15 protein-coding genes and 3 tRNA genes are annotated in these 15,703 nt (G+C 67.5%); 9 read left to right on the top strand and 9 right to left on the bottom strand.

Annotated features, from left to right (window positions below; translation table 11 throughout):
* Positions 1–2: 2 nt before the first annotated feature.
* Positions 3–1,529: a sugar transferase gene (locus tag MicroSTF_RS17305; protein WP_297556973.1), complete on the bottom strand. Its 1,527-nt coding sequence runs from the start codon at positions 1,527–1,529 to the stop codon at positions 3–5.
* 351 nt (positions 1,530–1,880) lie between these two features.
* Here MicroSTF_RS17305 and MicroSTF_RS17300 point away from each other — a divergent pair, with 351 nt between their 5' ends.
* The 4 genes from MicroSTF_RS17300 to MicroSTF_RS17285 all read left to right on the top strand — a co-directional run bounded on the left by MicroSTF_RS17300 (position 1,881) and on the right by MicroSTF_RS17285 (position 5,850).
* Positions 1,881–3,047 (top strand): low temperature requirement protein A, encoded by a 1,167-nt coding sequence (locus MicroSTF_RS17300; RefSeq protein WP_322957815.1) that lies wholly within the window; start codon positions 1,881–1,883, stop codon positions 3,045–3,047.
* A gap of 79 nt (positions 3,048–3,126) precedes the next feature.
* A complete protein-coding gene (locus MicroSTF_RS17295) occupies positions 3,127–4,086 on the top strand; it encodes an intradiol ring-cleavage dioxygenase (RefSeq protein ID WP_322957358.1) in 960 nt (319 codons plus the stop codon).
* Between the two features lie 202 nt (positions 4,087–4,288).
* Complete coding sequence (locus MicroSTF_RS17290; RefSeq protein ID WP_136025275.1) at positions 4,289–4,573, top strand: hypothetical protein; 285 nt, start codon at positions 4,289–4,291, stop codon at positions 4,571–4,573.
* A gap of 158 nt (positions 4,574–4,731) precedes the next feature.
* Positions 4,732–5,850, top strand: a complete 1,119-nt coding sequence (locus MicroSTF_RS17285) for a fatty acid desaturase family protein (protein WP_315073595.1) — start codon at positions 4,732–4,734, stop codon at positions 5,848–5,850.
* Between the two features lie 90 nt (positions 5,851–5,940).
* Here the strand turns inward: MicroSTF_RS17285 and MicroSTF_RS17280 are convergent, their stop codons facing one another.
* The 3 genes from MicroSTF_RS17280 to MicroSTF_RS17270 all read right to left on the bottom strand — a co-directional run bounded on the left by MicroSTF_RS17280 (position 5,941) and on the right by MicroSTF_RS17270 (position 8,447).
* Positions 5,941–7,344 carry a DivIVA domain-containing protein gene (locus MicroSTF_RS17280; RefSeq protein WP_297556972.1) on the bottom strand — a complete coding sequence of 468 codons (1,404 nt, stop codon included), beginning with the start codon at positions 7,342–7,344 and terminating at the stop codon, positions 5,941–5,943.
* 220 nt (positions 7,345–7,564) lie between these two features.
* Positions 7,565–8,089, bottom strand: a complete 525-nt coding sequence (locus MicroSTF_RS17275; RefSeq protein WP_231479862.1) for a hypothetical protein — start codon at positions 8,087–8,089, stop codon at positions 7,565–7,567.
* Positions 8,090–8,141: 52 nt separating this feature from the next.
* Positions 8,142–8,447: a hypothetical protein gene (locus MicroSTF_RS17270; RefSeq protein ID WP_021198731.1), complete on the bottom strand. Its 306-nt coding sequence runs from the start codon at positions 8,445–8,447 to the stop codon at positions 8,142–8,144.
* Positions 8,448–8,583: 136 nt separating this feature from the next.
* On the opposite strand from MicroSTF_RS17270, the gene MicroSTF_RS17265 reads away from it, so the two are divergent.
* From MicroSTF_RS17265 to MicroSTF_RS17255, 3 genes are all read left to right on the top strand, one after another.
* The gene (locus MicroSTF_RS17265) at positions 8,584–8,847 is read left to right on the top strand and encodes a hypothetical protein (protein ID WP_208323594.1); all 264 of its coding nucleotides are present in this window, start codon (positions 8,584–8,586) and stop codon (positions 8,845–8,847) included.
* Between the two features lie 87 nt (positions 8,848–8,934).
* Positions 8,935–10,308 carry an FG-GAP-like repeat-containing protein gene (locus tag MicroSTF_RS17260; protein WP_029259654.1) on the top strand — a complete coding sequence of 458 codons (1,374 nt, stop codon included), beginning with the start codon at positions 8,935–8,937 and terminating at the stop codon, positions 10,306–10,308.
* Between the two features lie 19 nt (positions 10,309–10,327).
* On the top strand, positions 10,328–11,170 hold the full coding sequence (locus tag MicroSTF_RS17255; RefSeq protein ID WP_029259655.1) for a hypothetical protein: 843 nt from the start codon (positions 10,328–10,330) through the stop codon (positions 11,168–11,170).
* Between the two features lie 173 nt (positions 11,171–11,343).
* On the opposite strand, the gene MicroSTF_RS17250 is transcribed toward MicroSTF_RS17255, so the two are convergent.
* From MicroSTF_RS17250 to MicroSTF_RS17240, 3 genes are all read right to left on the bottom strand, one after another.
* Positions 11,344–11,416 (bottom strand) — tRNA-Phe (locus MicroSTF_RS17250).
* A gap of 69 nt (positions 11,417–11,485) precedes the next feature.
* Positions 11,486–11,559, bottom strand: a tRNA-Asp gene (locus MicroSTF_RS17245).
* Positions 11,560–11,588: 29 nt separating this feature from the next.
* Positions 11,589–11,661: transfer RNA gene (locus MicroSTF_RS17240), tRNA-Glu, on the bottom strand.
* Between the two features lie 210 nt (positions 11,662–11,871).
* Between MicroSTF_RS17240 and MicroSTF_RS17235 the strand changes: the two genes are divergently transcribed.
* A complete protein-coding gene (locus tag MicroSTF_RS17235) occupies positions 11,872–13,239 on the top strand; it encodes a M23 family metallopeptidase (protein ID WP_021198727.1) in 1,368 nt (455 codons plus the stop codon).
* A 76-nt stretch (positions 13,240–13,315) separates the two neighbouring features.
* Here the strand turns inward: MicroSTF_RS17235 and MicroSTF_RS17230 are convergent, their stop codons facing one another.
* Both MicroSTF_RS17230 and MicroSTF_RS17225 read right to left on the bottom strand, forming a co-directional pair.
* Positions 13,316–13,807: an inorganic diphosphatase gene (locus MicroSTF_RS17230; protein WP_021198726.1), complete on the bottom strand. Its 492-nt coding sequence runs from the start codon at positions 13,805–13,807 to the stop codon at positions 13,316–13,318.
* A 98-nt stretch (positions 13,808–13,905) separates the two neighbouring features.
* On the bottom strand, positions 13,906–14,571 hold the full coding sequence (locus MicroSTF_RS17225; RefSeq protein WP_322957350.1) for a TMEM175 family protein: 666 nt from the start codon (positions 14,569–14,571) through the stop codon (positions 13,906–13,908).
* A gap of 90 nt (positions 14,572–14,661) precedes the next feature.
* On the opposite strand from MicroSTF_RS17225, the gene tilS reads away from it, so the two are divergent.
* The gene (gene tilS / locus MicroSTF_RS17220) at positions 14,662–15,654 is read left to right on the top strand and encodes a tRNA lysidine(34) synthetase TilS (protein ID WP_322957348.1); all 993 of its coding nucleotides are present in this window, start codon (positions 14,662–14,664) and stop codon (positions 15,652–15,654) included.
* The last annotated feature ends 49 nt before the right edge of the window (positions 15,655–15,703 follow it).

Raw genomic sequence — 15,703 nt, 5'->3', positions numbered from 1 at the left:
GATCAGTATGCCCCGCTGGGCTGCACCATGACCTTGGCGGTACGCCACATGATCTGCAGGTCGTTCATCACGGACCAGTTCTCGACGTACCGCAGGTCGAGGCGGACGCTCTCATCCCAGGAGAGGTCGCTTCGCCCGGAGACCTGCCACAGACCGGTGATGCCGGGCTTGATGTAGAGGCGCCGGAAGACGGTGCCGTCGTAGTCGGTGACCTCGCTGGGCAGCGGCGGGCGCGGCCCGACCACACTCATGTCGCCGATGAGGACGTTCCAGAACTGCGGCAGCTCATCGAGAGAGAGTTTGCGCAGAACCTTGCCGACACGGGTGACGCGCGGGTCGTCCTTCATCTTGAAGAGGAGCCCGGCGCCCTGGTTCTGTTCCTTGAGGGCGGCGAGCTGCTGCTCGGCATCCGTCTTCATCGAGCGGAACTTGACCATCCTGAAGCGGCGACCGTCACGGCCGACGCGCTCCTGGAAGAAGAAGACCGGACCGGGGGAGTCCAGCTTGATGAGCACGGCGAGCACGGGAGCCAGCAGACCGATCGGGATCAGCGCCAGCGTCGCCACGGCGACGTCCAGTGCACGCTTCAGGAGGTGCTGGCCGCCTTCGTAGGTGGGGATCTGCACCTGGATCAGTGGCAGGCCCTCCACCGGGGCGAAGGAGATGCGGGGACCCGCCACATCGGTGAGTCGGCTGGACAGCACGAGCTCGGCAGCGGTCCCTTCGAGCTGCCAGCTCAGCTGCTTGACGAACTCGGGCTCACCCTCGGGGCGGCTCGCCACGATGATCGTGTCTGCACCGACTTCGGCCGCGACCGACGACACGGAGTTCACGTTCCCCAGAACCGGGAACCTCGTGTCGTCGATCACGATGTCGCGCGCGTTGCCGTCGAGCAGCGTCGCGCCGACCACCTTGTAGCCGGATGCGCCGATCGGGTGCAGCGTCCGGACCACATACTCCACGTCGTCCCTGTTGCCGACGACGAGAGTGCGGGAGGCGAACCTCCCCTGGGAGCGCTGCTTCTGCAGCCAGTGGCGCCACAGCCACCTGGTCACCAGAAGAGTCAGCACACCGACGGGCAGCCCCAGCAGCAGCGTCAGTTGCATCGACTTCCATGCGAGCAGGACCGCCACGATGGCGATGATCCCGAAGGCGAGTCCCGAGGCGTGCACGACGCCCCGATACTCGGTGGCACTAGCGCGGAACAACGCGGCGTCCCGCGTGTGCATCGCGCTGAGCATGAGGTACCACAGCGCGGCGAGCGGAATGCCGTCGCGCATGACCTCGAGCCCGGAGACGCCGGAGGCCAGCTGGACCGCTGCCGTCAGACCGAGCGCGAACAGGATGACAGCTGCATCCGTCGTCCGCAGACGCATCCGATAGCGACGCTCCCACTGACGGCGTCTTTCCAGAGTCGCCGAAGCACGCGGTGTGACCACCGTGCGCGTCACCGACTTGGCAGCTCGCGGAGCCGCGACCGGCACGAAGCCCGTCCGAGCGATGCTCAGAGCATCCTCGACGGAAGTCATGCCGAGGCCTCGTGAGCCGTGAATGTACGCAAAAATCCCCAGTGCGACATGTGTTTCCCCAGTTTCCCCAGACCATGAACCCCACGTTCACGGCATTCGTCTGCGTCCCGACCCCTCGGGTCCTGCTGAAACTCTCCGTGATTCCCACATCACGGAGTGCGTTCTCACCGTCCCACACGGTGAGCGCTGACAGCAGGCACTGCAGACCTGATCCACTGTAGCGGAACATCGTCGCCACGGGAAGGTAATTCTGGTGAATGGACGAACGGGGGCGGCGAGGAGCGCCTGGTCGGGGGCTATCCTGTCGCGGTGACCGCGAACACCGACACTCCACGCTTCCAGCTCCGAACGATGCTGCCGCGCGACCCTTCTCAGCCGCATCGCACCGCGAGCCCGCTCGAACTCTTCTTCGATCTGGTCTTCGTCGTAGCGGTGAGCATCGCCTCCGCACAGCTGCACCATGCCCTCAGCGAAGGGGATTTCCTGCACGGGGTCACCTCCTACGCGATGCTGTTCTTCGCGATCTGGTGGGCCTGGATGAACTTCACCTGGTTCGCCACGTCGTTCGACACCGATGACTGGCTCTATCGCGTCACGACGTTCGTGCAGATGGGAGGAGTCCTCGTCTTCGCCGCCGGCATCCCCGCGGCGTTCAACGAGAGCGACTTCACCATCCCGGTACTCGGGTATGTCGTGATGCGGGTGGCGATGGTGGCGATGGTGGCGCAATGGCTGCGAGCGTCACGATCGGCCGGTGAACTGCGTTCGGCGACGCGCCGGTACGCGTTCGGCATCGCCGCGGTCCAGGTGCTGTGGATCCTGTTCCTCCTGATCCCGGCGGGACCGCTGCAGTTCGCCGCCTTCGTGGTCTTCGCCCTGATCGAGATCAGTGTTCCGGTGTTCGCCGAATACCGGAGGCAGACGCCGTGGCATCCGCACCACATCACCGAGCGCTACGGGCTGTTCACGTTGATCGTGCTCGGTGAGAGCCTTCTCGCATCCGCGAACGCCATCATCGATGCGCTTCACGAGGTCGAGAGTCTCGGCCCGCTGATCGCGATCTCCGTCCTCACGCTCGTGGTCACGGCGTCGTTGTGGTGGATCTATTTCTGGCCCCCGCATCACCGTGCGATCACGAGCTTCGGCCGCTCGCTGCGCTACGGCTATACGCACTATTTCGTCTTCGCCGCCGCGGCGGCCTTCTCGGCCGGGATCGAGGTCGAGATCGACGTGCTGACCGGCAAGAGCCACCTGTCGAACCTCGCGGCCTCGTTCACGGTGACGATCCCGATCGCGATCTTCCTCGTGGGCATCTGGTGGATCGCGATCCGCCAGAACGCCGATCGCGTGGTGAACACGGTCGTTCCTCTCGGCGCCCTGCTGGTGCTGCTCGATCCGGTGCTGCCCATCCCCGTCACCCTCACCGCGCTCGTCCTTGTCGTGGTCGTGGTGGTGCTGGTGCTTCATCCTCCCGTGGAGTCCACGCGCATGGACCCCACGCGCATAGACAGGGCATAGCGCCGGCAGAGGGTTCTGATCGGAAGCTCCGCCACGCTGGGGGACACGCACCAGACGACCGTCGACGAGGAGACAGATCATGAGCATCCCGGAACCCACCCAGACCCCTGACGGTCCCGCCTACGAGGGGCGTCTGCTCGACCGTGCGGACGAGGAGGTGGTCGATCAGGGGGCAGCCTTCGACATCCGTACGCTGCTGAGCCGGCGCGGGGTGCTCGGACTCGCGGGGATCGGGCTCGGCGCCGTCGTCCTCGCGGCCTGCGCGCCGGCGGCATCGGGCGGATCGACGCGCGCCGCCACGCCGAGCGCGACCGCGGGGACTTCCAGCGGCGATGTCGCGGGCGTAGGTGAGATCCCCGACGAGACGGCGGGCCCCTACCCCGGCGACGGCTCGAACGGCCCCGACGTGCTGGAGGACGCGGGGATCGTCCGTCAGGACATCCGGTCGTCGATCGACGGCGGGGCGACGGCAGACGGCGTTCCGCTCACGTTCGAGTTGCAGGTGCTCGATCTCGCGAACGGGGGAGTGCCCTTCGCCGGAGTCGCGGTGTACGCGTGGCACTGCACGGCGCAGGGTGGGTACTCGATGTACTCCTCCGGCCTGGAGGACGTGACGTACCTGCGCGGCGTGCAGGTGGCGGATGCGGACGGCAGGGTCTCGTTCACCTCGGTGTTCCCGGGATGCTACTCGGGGCGCTGGCCCCACATCCACTTCGAGGTGTATCCGGACGTCGGGTCGATCACCGATTCGACCGCGGCCATCGCCACGTCGCAGCTGGCGCTCCCCGAGGCGGCATGCACGGATGTCTACGCCGAGGCCGCTTACGACGGATCCGCGAGGAACCTCGCGCAGATCACGTTGGCGAGCGACAACGTCTTCGGTGACGATTCCGCTGCGCTGCAGCTGGCCGCGGTCACCGGAAGCGTGCGGGATGGGTATGCGGGCACCCTCGTGGTGGGTGTCAACACCGCGACTGCTCCGGCGACGAGCGGAGGGCAGGGTGGTCCCGGCGGTGGGGGACAGCCGCCGTCGAACTGAGCAGCGAACGGCGATGAGAGGCCCGTGGCATCGATCTGCTATAGTTTTCGTGCAGCGTGTGTGCATCGCCCCTCTCGGCCGCCACGTCGCCACTGATCAGGGCCATTACGGACCGCGCACATCGATGCGTGCGGAATCCGCCCTCGGTCTCACATCTTGCGGAGCGCCCACGCGTGTCCGCCACACAGCAATGAGCATCACCATGAGCACCACCACCTTTCCCCCGTCCGACCCGTTGACCTGGAAGCAGGCCGACACCGATGTGCACGTCGCGACGCGCGACGGCGAGTTCGCCGGCTTCGTCGAGTTCGATGGCACTGCGCACCTCGTGCGCGACAACCACGGCGCCGAGCTCGGCGTCTTCGACACGCTCGACGACGCCTTCCGCGCGCTCGAAGACGCGGTCCGTTCCGAGCGGCGCGGATCCGTCTTCCCGACGATCGTGCCGCGCGCCTGGCGTCGCCGGACCCGCCGCGCTCGCGCCTGAGCGTGGCGGGAACCCCTGCACGCCCGCCCGTGACTGGGGGCTCGGCGAGAGGTTCCGATGTATTCCCTGACGCGTATAGAGCTAGGGCTACTGTGAGGTAAGCGTTGGGCAGCTGCCTTGGGCTTTCACAGCTCAAGGGCTCCGATCGTCAGGAGAAGATCATCTCCATCACACAGATCGAACCGACCGCGGCAACGCTGGGTCCGATTCGTCAGACATATTCCGGCAACGCGGACTTCCCTCCCATGGCGAAGGCGTACAAGCAGGTTTCGCAGGTCGTCAAGGAGACCGGGCTGCTTCAGCGCACCCAGTGGTTCTACATCTTCGTGGCCACCGGTATCGCTGTGGCGCTCGGCGGCCTCATCACCGGCTTCATCCTGCTCGGTGACAGCTGGTTCCAGTTGCTCATCGCCGCGGGCCTCGGCATCGTCCTCACGCAGATCGCGTTCCTCGGCCACGAAGCCGCCCACCGTCAGATCCTCTCCACGGGGCCGGCGAACTTCAAGCTCGCCCGCATCGTGATCGCCAGCATCGGCATGAGCTACTCCTGGTGGGATTCGAAGCACACCAAGCACCACGGCAACCCGAACCAGGTCGGCAAGGACCCCGACATCGAGGTCGACACGATCTCGTTCCTCGAAGAAGACGCCGCGAAGGCGAAGGGCCTGATCAAACTGATCACCCGCAAGCAGGGGTGGCTGTTCTTCCCGCTCCTGACGCTCGAGGGGCTGAACCTCCACTTCCTCGGGCTGAAGTACCTCACGACGACGAAGAACGTCAAGGGACGCTGGACCGAGCTCGGCATCATCGCGCTGCGGTTCGCCCTCATCCTGGTGCCCGTGTTCATGATGCTCCCGCTCGGAATGGCCTTCGCCTTCATGGGCGTGCAGTTCGCGGTGTTCGGCGTCTACATGGGCGCCGCGTTCGCGCCGAACCACAAGGGCATGCCGATCATCGAGCCCGGCGCCCGTCTCGACTTCTTCACCAAGCAGGTGCGCACCTCCCGCAACATCAGCGGCGGATGGTGGACGACCTGGCTCATGGGCGGGCTGAACTACCAGGTGGAGCACCACCTCTTCCCGAGCATGCCGCGACCGCACCTGGCGAAGGCGCGCGAGATCGTGCGCGACTACTGCGCGGCGAATGACGTGCCGTACACGGAGACCAGCCTCGGCCGCTCGTACATGATCGTGATCGAGTACCTGAACCGCGTCGGACTGTCTGCCGGCGCCGATCCCTTCGACTGCCCGGCAGTCGCACAGTTCGGCCGGGCATAGCCCCCGCCCGATCTCACCGGGCCCTGATCAGCCCGGGGACGACAGAGGCGCGAGCAGGAATTCCTGCTCGCGCCTCTGTCGTGTGTGCGTCTACTTGGAGGACTTCTTCTTGGTCTCCACCACGTCGATCGTGATCTTCTCGAGAGGGCGATCGTCGTCGAGCTCGTCTTCGAGCACCTCGTCACCGAGGAAGGTCTCCTCCGGCGTCTCGGCTGCGGCGACCTGGTCGGCGACCTCGGCAGGCGCTGCGGTGACGGGTGCATCCGCTCCGGTGAGCTCCGTCGGCAGTGCCTCGTCGGAGAAGATGCCGTCGGGGCGGATCAGCTCGCGCACCTCGGCCATGAAGCTCGACAGCTGCTGCTGCTGCCACCGCAGCTGACGGGTGCGGTCCTCTGCGTCGTGCAGTACCGCCGTGGTGTGGCCGGTGACCGAGTCGACGATCTTCTGCGCCTTCGCGCGAGCGCGCTCGAGGGTCTCGCGCGCACGGACCTGGGCTTCGGCCTCGATCGCCTGCGCCTGCGAGCGGGTCAGACGCTCGTAGTCCTCGGCGCGTGCCGAGATGCGCTGGGCATGCTCGAGCGATGCGGTGACCTGCTCGTTCGCGTCATTGGTGATGCGCTCGGCGTGGGCCACAGCCTGATTGTGCAGCACGAGGAACTCCTGCTGCGCGTCGTCTTGACGGCGGGTGAGGGTCTCCTCGAATTCCAGCACGCGCGCGTTCATGTCGCGGACGTCGCGCTCGGCGTCGGCACGCAGCTGGGTGGTCTCGCGCGTGACGAGGGAGCGCAGCGCGGCCGCGCCCTTCTCGGCTTCCGTGCGGATCGCCGTGGCCTCCTGCGCCGCCTGGTTCACCTTCTCCGCTGCGTGTGCGGCTTCGCGCTCGATGCGCGCTTCGTGTGCCGTGTACTCGGTGTCCATCTTCAGGCGCACCTGGTCGGCATCGCGCTGCGCCTGGGCGGTGATCCGCTCGGCGTCGGCCTCGGCTTCGGCACGCTGCGCGGCCACCTCCTCACGGGCGGAGGTCATCAGGCGGTCGGCCTGCACCGCCGCGTTCTGGATGAGGACGTTCGCCTGCTCTTCGGCGACCCGCAGGATCGCCTCGAACTGCTGACGGGACGGTGCCTCTTCCCCGTCGGGCTGCGGGGCATCGACGAGCTCGGACGTCAGCGTCGCGACCTGCTGCTCGGCGTCCGACGCCTTGACCTTGGCGGCAGTCAGCTCACTTTCGAGGGCCTCACGGGCCTTGCGCTCCTCTTCACGCACGGCTTCGACGGCATCCTCTTCACGGGCCTGCGCCTCGGCGACGTCGGCGGCGGCCTGCTTGAGCTGATTGCGAAGGGTCGCCAGCGCGGCGTCGACCTCTGCCTTGTCATAGCCGCGGAAGCCGACGGTGAAGGCGCCCTGCTGGTCGCGCGGGGTGGTCTCGATCAGCTGATCGAAGAAGTCCGGGGAGCGCTCGCCATCGCGGTCGGCGGTTCCGGGGGATTCGCTCATGGTTCTAGCCTTTCTGGCGTGGTCACACCGGGAGCGGCGGCTCCGTCCCGACAGTCGGGACCGTGTGGACCGGAGGAGGTCGTCAGGGCGCACGCCACCACCATGACCCGGCGGAGCCCGGCGGGCAGGGCGCGCTCCCCAGCCTAGTTGCGTCGGCTGTGAGTTGCGCGCCCGTCTTCTGCTCCCGCGGGCGGAGACGGAGATCGCGGTGCCGGGCAGGTCACGTGTCGCGCATCCAGCGCGCGTTCCGGTCGTCGAGAGGGTCGCCGCGTGTGTACCGGACAGGTGGTCCGTCGGCGACCGAGATCCCCTGGGCTCGTGCCGCGGACGCGATGCGCTCCCGCAGATCGACCCAGGGCTGCACCGTCTGCGGAAAACCGAAGTACTCACGGAACGTCTCGATCTGCAGCCGGGTGCCTTCGGCGACGGGGATGAGGCGTACGACGGTGTCGTCCGGCTCGACGAACCGGATGCCGTAGGCGCCGTCATCGCGGATGACGTACTCCCGCTCCTTCTCCACCATCGCCGACGCCACGATCTCGCGAGCTCGACCTTCGGGCGCCTGGATCACCAGCGTGGTGCCGAGCACGCCGAGGGCTGTGTCGAGCCGGTCCGAGGCGAACTGCTTCCCCGCTCTCGCACCGGCTTCGGAGGCACCCCGGCTGAAGCGTTTCCTCAGGAGCGGGCCGCCGACGATCAACGCGAGGATCGGCAGGCCGAGAAGGAGGTAGGGGGCGGGGTCCACGGGCACAGCGTATCCGGATGCGCGTGCGCTCCGGTGCGGTCGGGGAGCGACGTCAGACGGGGGTGACCAGGTGGTCGAGGACCAGCTCGCCCGAGGCGTTGAGGGCCTGCATCATCTCCGCGATCAGCCGGGGGTCGATGGGCGGCTGCTCCGCCGCGTCGTACCCGAACTGGAGTGGGATCGCCGGGTGGATCCAGACGGTGGCGCGCTTGTCGACGCCGTCGGTGACGGGTCGCCACGTCATCATGAAGCTCTCCTGGCGGCGGAGCTTCGTCGAGATGACGATCTTCAGGTGCGCCAGCGTCGCGTCCTCGATGAGGATCGGATCGGAAGTCCCGTCGTAGCGCAGTCTGCCCATGAGAGCACGCTACACCGCGCGCGTACTGCCTCTTCTGAGGTCTGTGCGCAACCCCCTCTGCGAGAGGTGATCCCCTCGATACCGTCGCAGCATGACGACAGCGGAGTGACAACGAGTGGAGGGCAAGGTGCAGACGATGGCGCGGACGCGGATTGCGCTCAACGAATCGGAATTCTTCCTGGCCCAGGGTCAGGACGTCGCCGAGCTGAGAGGGCGCATGGAAGAGGCGATGCGCGCCGGAGGAGGGTTCGTCGAATTCGTCGTGGTGGGCAATCGATCGGTCAGCGTGCTCATCACCGCGGCGACCCAGGTCGTGATCTCGGTCGAGACGGTGGAGTTCGACGCGCGCGACACCGGCGACAGCGCGGTGCCGTACGGCGGCGAGTACGACCTGCTGTGAGCGTGGGGTGAGCACTCCTGGGGCGGATGTGAGGGAGTCCCGGCCGCGCTCGGCGAGGGAACGCCGTGCCCTGCTACGGTGACGACGGTGGGCATCGCGCCCCTGGGGCCGTCGAGCAAGAGGAACTTCGAGATGAAGGGTGTGTCCCGCCTGCGTCTTGGCCGCATCGGGATCGCCACCGTGCTCGTGCTGGTGACCGGGGCGCTTGTGTCCTCACTCGCAGCGGGCGCTCCGGCGACGGCGGCCACCGACGGCCAGATGGTCTACCCTGCTTCGGGAAACATCCAGTCGAAGGTCGGGGATGGCTGTCGCGGAAACTATCGCGCGCATGACGGCATCGATATCTCCGGCGCGGGTGGCACGCCGATCCTCGCCGCATACAGCGGAGTCATCAAGTCGCGAACGGTGAACAGCGGATACGGGAACTACACCGACGTCGAGCACCCGGGCGGTTACGTCACGCGCTACGCGCACATGGCATCGCCCGGTACGTATGCGCCGGGGACCAGGGTGGAGCGCGGACAGCAGATCGGTGTCGTGGGCAACACCGGGAACTCGCCGGCCTACCACCTGCACTTCGAGCTGCGTCTGAACGGAGCGGTGTACACCGCGATCAACGACGGCTTCACCTGCCTCTCGAACATCACACGCGGAGGCCTGCTCCCCTTGCATGTTCCTGGTCTGGGCACGGGCGCGGTGCCTGCGCCGTCGTCCGCAGATTACACGGGTGACAAGAAGGCAGACCTTCTCATCATTGCGGGAAACGGGGATCTCCGGCTTCGCGCAGGCAGCGGAACCGGGGGATTCCAGTCCCCCACCACGGTGGCCAGCGGGTGGGGTGGGATTCGGAGGCACATCACCCACAGCGACTTCAACGGCGACGGCAAGGGGGACATGCTCGCGGCCCGATCCGACGGCACACTCGAGTTCTACGCGGGGCTCGGGAACGGGACTTTCGCCGCACGGGCGGATATCGGTGGTGGCTGGTACGAGTTGCTGCATGTGACTTCCGGGGCCGACTACACCGGTGATGGGAAGCAGGACCTGATAGGCGTCTCGGCGACCGGGTTCCTGACCATCTACCAGGGCAACGGAGCGGGAGGGTTCGGGTCATCGCACCTCACACTGTCATCGGGCGGCTGGGGCGGATTCCACTTCCTCGTCGGCGGCGACTTCGACAACGATGGCCGAGGCGACCTGATGGCGGTCGGCGACGATGGACATCTCTATTTTTATCCCGGATTCTCGTATGGGTTCGGCCAGTGGCGACGCGTCGGCGGGGGGTGGATGGAATTCACCGCCGTTACCGGCGGCGTCGACTACGACGGCGACGGTCGTGCGGATCTTCTGGGAAGGACGTCCGCTGGCGAGCTGTATTTCTATCCCGGTCTCGGCAACGGCACCTTCGGCCAGAACAACAAAGTCGGTGCCGACTGGGCGGAGCACCTCGACCTCGAGTGACGCGGCGTATCGTGGGCGCATGGTCGGCACCACGTTCGAGGAGATCGCGGCCGGGCTGTACTCCGGCCGTCCGGATGCGTTCGTGTCATCGCGCAAGGCTCGAGCCGCAGAGGTCGATGCGGAGCTCGCTCCACGGATCCTCGCCCTGCGGAAGCCGTCGATCGCGGCCTGGGTGGTGAACGTGTTCGCGCAGGAGCGGGCTGGTCAGCTCGGGGAGGCATTGGAGCTGGCGCGAGAGCTTCGCGAGGCACAGGATGATCTCGACGCCTCGGCACTGGCGAAACTCGGCCGAGAGCGTCGCGCGCTGACGAGGAAGCTCGCCCAAGCCGCAGGCGAGTTGGCCGCGGCGAGGGGAGAGCGCGTCACCGCCTCCACGCTCGAGGCGGTCGAGCAGAGCATCTCTGCGGCCTTCTACGACCCGGCAGCGGCCGCGGCCGTCGCCTCCGGACGACTGTCACGTGCTCTGGACCCGTCAGCGACGCCGAGCGACATCCGCGACGCCGTGGCGGGGGACGTGCCCGAACTCATCTCTGCCTCTGCGCCGCCAGCGGACGAACTGCAGGCCCGTCGCGCACGACGGGAGGCCGAGCGCGCGATCGCTTCGGCGGAGAAGGAACAGGCATCCGCCGAACGCGAGCTGACACAGCGAGAGGCGGCGTGGACGGAACTGCGGGCCCGCCGGGACGTGCTCACCGAGCATGTGTCCGAGCTCGAGGCCCAATTGGCTCGAGCTCGCATCGACCTCGTCGAGGTCGAGCGTGAGATTCCGGAGGCGGAGCGGGGTCACACCGACGCGGCAGCGCGGGCGGGAGCCGCTGCAGATGCTCTGGACCGCGCCCGGAAGGCGAAGGACGCGCTCTGAGCAACCGCGTCCTCCGGTCGGGACGCAGCGTCGGGATGTGCCGATCGCTCGGCGGCCGGGCCGGAACACCCCCAGGGAGCGGCGCAGAACCGTGCCTCACCGGGGCAAAGCAAAACCCCCGCCATGTAGAAGCTAGGCGAGGGTTTCTGGGCTGATTGTAATGATCAGCCGTGTGGCTCCGACCGGCATCGATCCGGTGACCTTTCGATTTTCAGTCGAACGCTCTACCAACTGAGCTACAGAGCCGCGCGACCGGCGAACCTGTCGCGTCCTAGACGAAGAGCCCTCTCCGAAGAAAGAGCTCATCGCACGGAGCGACCCTGACGGGACTTGAACCCGCGACCTCCGCCGTGACAGGGCGGCACGCTAACCAACTGCGCTACAGGGCCATACTTGTTTTCAATTATATCGGAAGGTGTGACCCCAACGGGATTCGAACCCGTGCTACCGCCGTGAAAGGGCGGCGTCCTAGGCCGCTAAACGATGGGGCCGAGTCAGTCCCGGGGGACTTCCTTGCCGACGCTCAAGCATAAGGGATGTTTCGGGCAAATCGCGAATCGAGGGCGCGGCGCCGCAACCCGGGCGTGTTCCGGGGGCACGATCGACGTGTCGGGAGTGGACGAAGACGCCGCCATGCCCCCTGGTGCGGATGTGAAGGTTGTTGTTAGTGTGGCAACTGTGAAACCGGCGGAAGGGGCCGTGTGAACGACAAGATCACGCTGGACGCTGCAGTTGCTGCGGCGTCCGAGGACTGCGGCTGCGCGCCCAGCCCGACCGAACGCCGTGCGTTTGGCAAGAACGGCATCAGCCGTCGTGGAGCCCTCGGCATCGGCGCGCTCGGCGTCGTCGCGCTGAGCGCGTTCGGCATCACCAACGGCGTCTCCGCCGCCTATGCCGCCACGTACCCGAGCTGGGACGACGTGCAGCGCGCGAAGAGCAATGAAGCGGCCAAGGCCGCGGAGGTCTCGCGCATCGAGGGACTGATCCAGTCGCTCACGCAGAAGGTGGCCGAGACCCAGGCCGCGGCCAAGGTCGCGTCCCAGGAGTTCTACGACGCGCAGCAGGCTTACTTCGCTGCGGCCACCGAGGCCGACTCCATGCAGGCGAAGGCCGACGAACAGGCGGGGGTAGCCGACAGCTCGGCGCGCAAGGCGGGCCAGGTGGCCGCCCAGCTCTACCGCAACGGCGGCGACGACACGTCGATGGAGCTGTTCTTCGCCGGGTCGGCGAGCAACGCCGATGAGCTGCTCGCGCGCCTGGGCACGATGGACAAGCTCCTCGAGTACAACCAGTCGGTCTACGACAAGGCTGTCGCGGCGCGCAACTCCGCGCAGTCTCTCAGCGATCAGGCCGTCGTCGCGCGGAACGAGCGCGACCGGTTGCAGAAGGTCGCCGAAGAGAAGATGGTCGCGGCTCAGCAGGCGGCGGATGCGGCTCAGGCCGCTCTGGACGAGCAGTCGGCCAACCTCGCCACGATGCAGGCGCAGCTCGCCGCTCTCAAGGACGCGACCACCCAGACGGTCGCCGGCTACCAGGCCGGTGTCGAAGCCGAGGCGAAGGCTCGTCGCGAACGCGAAGCCGCCGAGCGCGCAGCGGCTGCGGCCGCAGCAGCTGCGGGTGGTGGCGGTGGCGGTGGCGGAAGCCAGGGCAGCGGTGGCTGGTGCCGCCCGCACGGCGGAGGAAAGAGTTCGGGATACGGACCCCGTTCCGTGCAGTGCGGCTCTCAGGGCTGCTCCTCGTCGTTCCACTACGGCACCGACTTCGCCAACGGCTGCGGCTCGCCTATCTACGCTGCGAATTCGGGCACGGTCGACTACGCGGGCCCCAACGACGGCTATGGCAACTACATCCGCATCCAGCACGGCGGCGGTGTCGGAACCGGTTATGCCCACATCCGTGACGGCGGCATCCTCGTCCGCAGGGGGCAGAGCGTCAGTTCCGGTCAGGTCATCGCCTACGCGGGGAACACGGGCCGCTCGTTCGGTTGCCACCTGCACTTCGAGGTCTACGTCAACGGTGGCCCCGTGAACCCCGTGGCCTTCCTCGGGGCACGCGGAGTCTCCGCCTGACCAGCTCTCACCTCTGCACGAAGAAGACCCCCGGCCGCTGAGCGGAACCGGGGGTCTTCTTCGTGCAGGCGGAGGGTCAGTGGCCCTGCTCGCCGAAGCGGACGATGGCCTCGTCGAGGATGCGCTGCGCCTCGGCGGCGTTGCCCCACTCGTCGACCTTCACCCACTTGTTGGGCTCGAGGTCCTTGTAGTGCTCGAAGAAGTGCGAGATCTCCTTCTTCGTGTACTCGGCGATGTCGTCGATGTCCTGGATGTGCGCCCAGCGCGGGTCTTTCGAGAGCACGGCGACGAGCTTGTCGTCTCCGCCGGCCTCATCGCTCATCTTCAGCACGGCCACGGGACGGACCTCGACGACGACACCGGGGTAGATGGCGTGGTCGAGCAGCACGAGCACGTCGAGCGGGTCGCCGTCCTCGCCGAGGGTGTTGTCGAAGTAGCCGTAGTCGGCCGGGTAGCCGAAAGTCGTGTAGAGCACGCGGTCGAGGTGCACTCGTCCGGTCTCGTGGTCGACCTCGTACTTCACGCGGCTGCCGCGCGGAATCTCGATGACGGCGTCGTGTGCGCCCATGCGTGTGCTCCTCAGGAAAAGTTCGGTTGGATGCCGCGGACTAGCCTACCCGCGGCGCTCGCGCGCCCGGGGGCCGGCGTGCTCAGGACCCGGCGTGCTCAGGACCCTGCGTCGACGGTCGGCACGTCGTCGTCATTCGATCGTCTGCGGAACAGACGATTCAGCAGTCGGCTCATCGGGTCGCTCAGGAGCAGCAGGAAGAGACCGGCGTATCCGTTCGGCGAGGCGGCGACCGCGATGACGAGTGCGGCGGCGAACAGGATGATCGCCGCGAGGTCGCCGATCGCCCCCAACCGGATGGTCTCGGTCGACACCTCGCCGAGTTCGGGATGACGCGCCAGATAGAGCCAGCCGGCGAGGGTGGTGACCTGGGTCATGATCAGCGTGCCGATGTACACCACGGCCTGCAGCGCGTCGGTGTCCATCTGGCCGATCATCGCGGTGGGGACCGGCAGCCAGACGATCGTGGCCATCCACGCCACGTTGATCCACAGCAGTGGTCCGGTGATCCGCTCCACGTCCCGGTACTGGCGGTGGTGCCCCATCCAGAACGTGGCGATGAGGAGGAAGCTCAGCCCGAAGCTCAGCAGCTGCCCCGAATGCTCGTCCAGGAACTCGGCCGTGCTCGTGTGGCCGGATGCGGCCTCGGAGACCGACTCCATGAGGGGCAGGATGAGCAGTGTCATGGCGATCGCCACGACGGCGTCGACGAATGCCTTGAACCTCTCGGTCCGGAACGGACGTGCACGCGTGTTGTCGGTCACGGCGTCAGGATAGCCCCGCCACAGCGCCGCACCGTCGTGCGCGCGCGGATCGGAGGAGCGCCGAGCAGGGGAGTGCCCTAGCGTGGACGGGTGCCGTCACTTCCTCCCGCCATCGCCGAGATCCGCCTCGCCGTGCGTACCGCGCTCGCCGAACTCCCCGAAGGATCGATGGTCATCGTCGCCCTCTCCGGAGGCGCGGACTCGCTCGCGCTCGCCGCGGCCACCGCCTTCGAAGCACCCAAGCTCGGTATCCGTGCGGCGTCGTTGACGGTCGATCACGGCCTGCAGGACGATTCCGCGGAGGTCGCCTCCGGCGCAGCACGTACGGCAGCCGAGCTGGGCCTCGACCCCCTGATCGTGCGCGTCGACGTCGCGGGCGAGGGAGGGCCCGAAGCCGCTGCTCGCGATGCCCGCTACGGCGTTCTTCGCGATGCGGCCATCGATGTCGGTGCCGCCGCGGTGCTGCTCGGGCACACCCTCGACGACCAGGCGGAGACAGTGCTCCTCGGACTCGCCCGGGGCTCCGGCGCCGCGAGCCTGCAGGGGATGGCGCCGGTGCGGGAGGACGACGACGGCGTGCGGTGGGTACGCCCCTTGCTCGGGGTGCGCCGGGAGACGACGCGGGCATTCTGCGCGGCATCGGCCCTCGACCCCTGGGATGACCCGCACAACATCGATGGCCGCTACGCGAGGGTCCGGGTGCGCGAGCGCGTGCTCCCCGTGATCGAGGCCGAGCTCGGTCCCGGCATCGCCGAGGCCCTCGCCCGCACAGCAGAGCAGCTGCGGGAGGACGCGGAGGCGTTCGACGAGATGATCCACGAGACCATCGAGGACATCGTCGAGCACGCGGAGGCGGGGATCTCGGTCAGCGTGGCGGCGCTCGCCGCGAACCCGGCGGCGCTGCGCAACAGGATCATCCGCCTCGTCGTCGACAGCGAGTTCGGGGTGAGCTTGACGCGGGTGCAGACCATCGAGGTCGCGCGACTGGTGACCGACTGGAGCGGCCAGGGACCGATCGACCTCCCCGAGTGCTCGGTCGTGCGACAGGGCGGCCGCATCGTCTTCACGGCATCCGGTCGCTGAGCGCGTTTCGTCCCGGGCGCCTGTGGCGTCTTCGCGAGACGGAACGCGC

Origin of the sequence: Microbacterium sp. STF-2, from assembly GCF_034650155.1 — a bacterium.
In the GTDB taxonomy this organism is placed as follows: domain Bacteria; phylum Actinomycetota; class Actinomycetes; order Actinomycetales; family Microbacteriaceae; genus Microbacterium; species Microbacterium maritypicum_A.
This window is presented reverse-complemented; position numbering and strand designations above follow the sequence as displayed.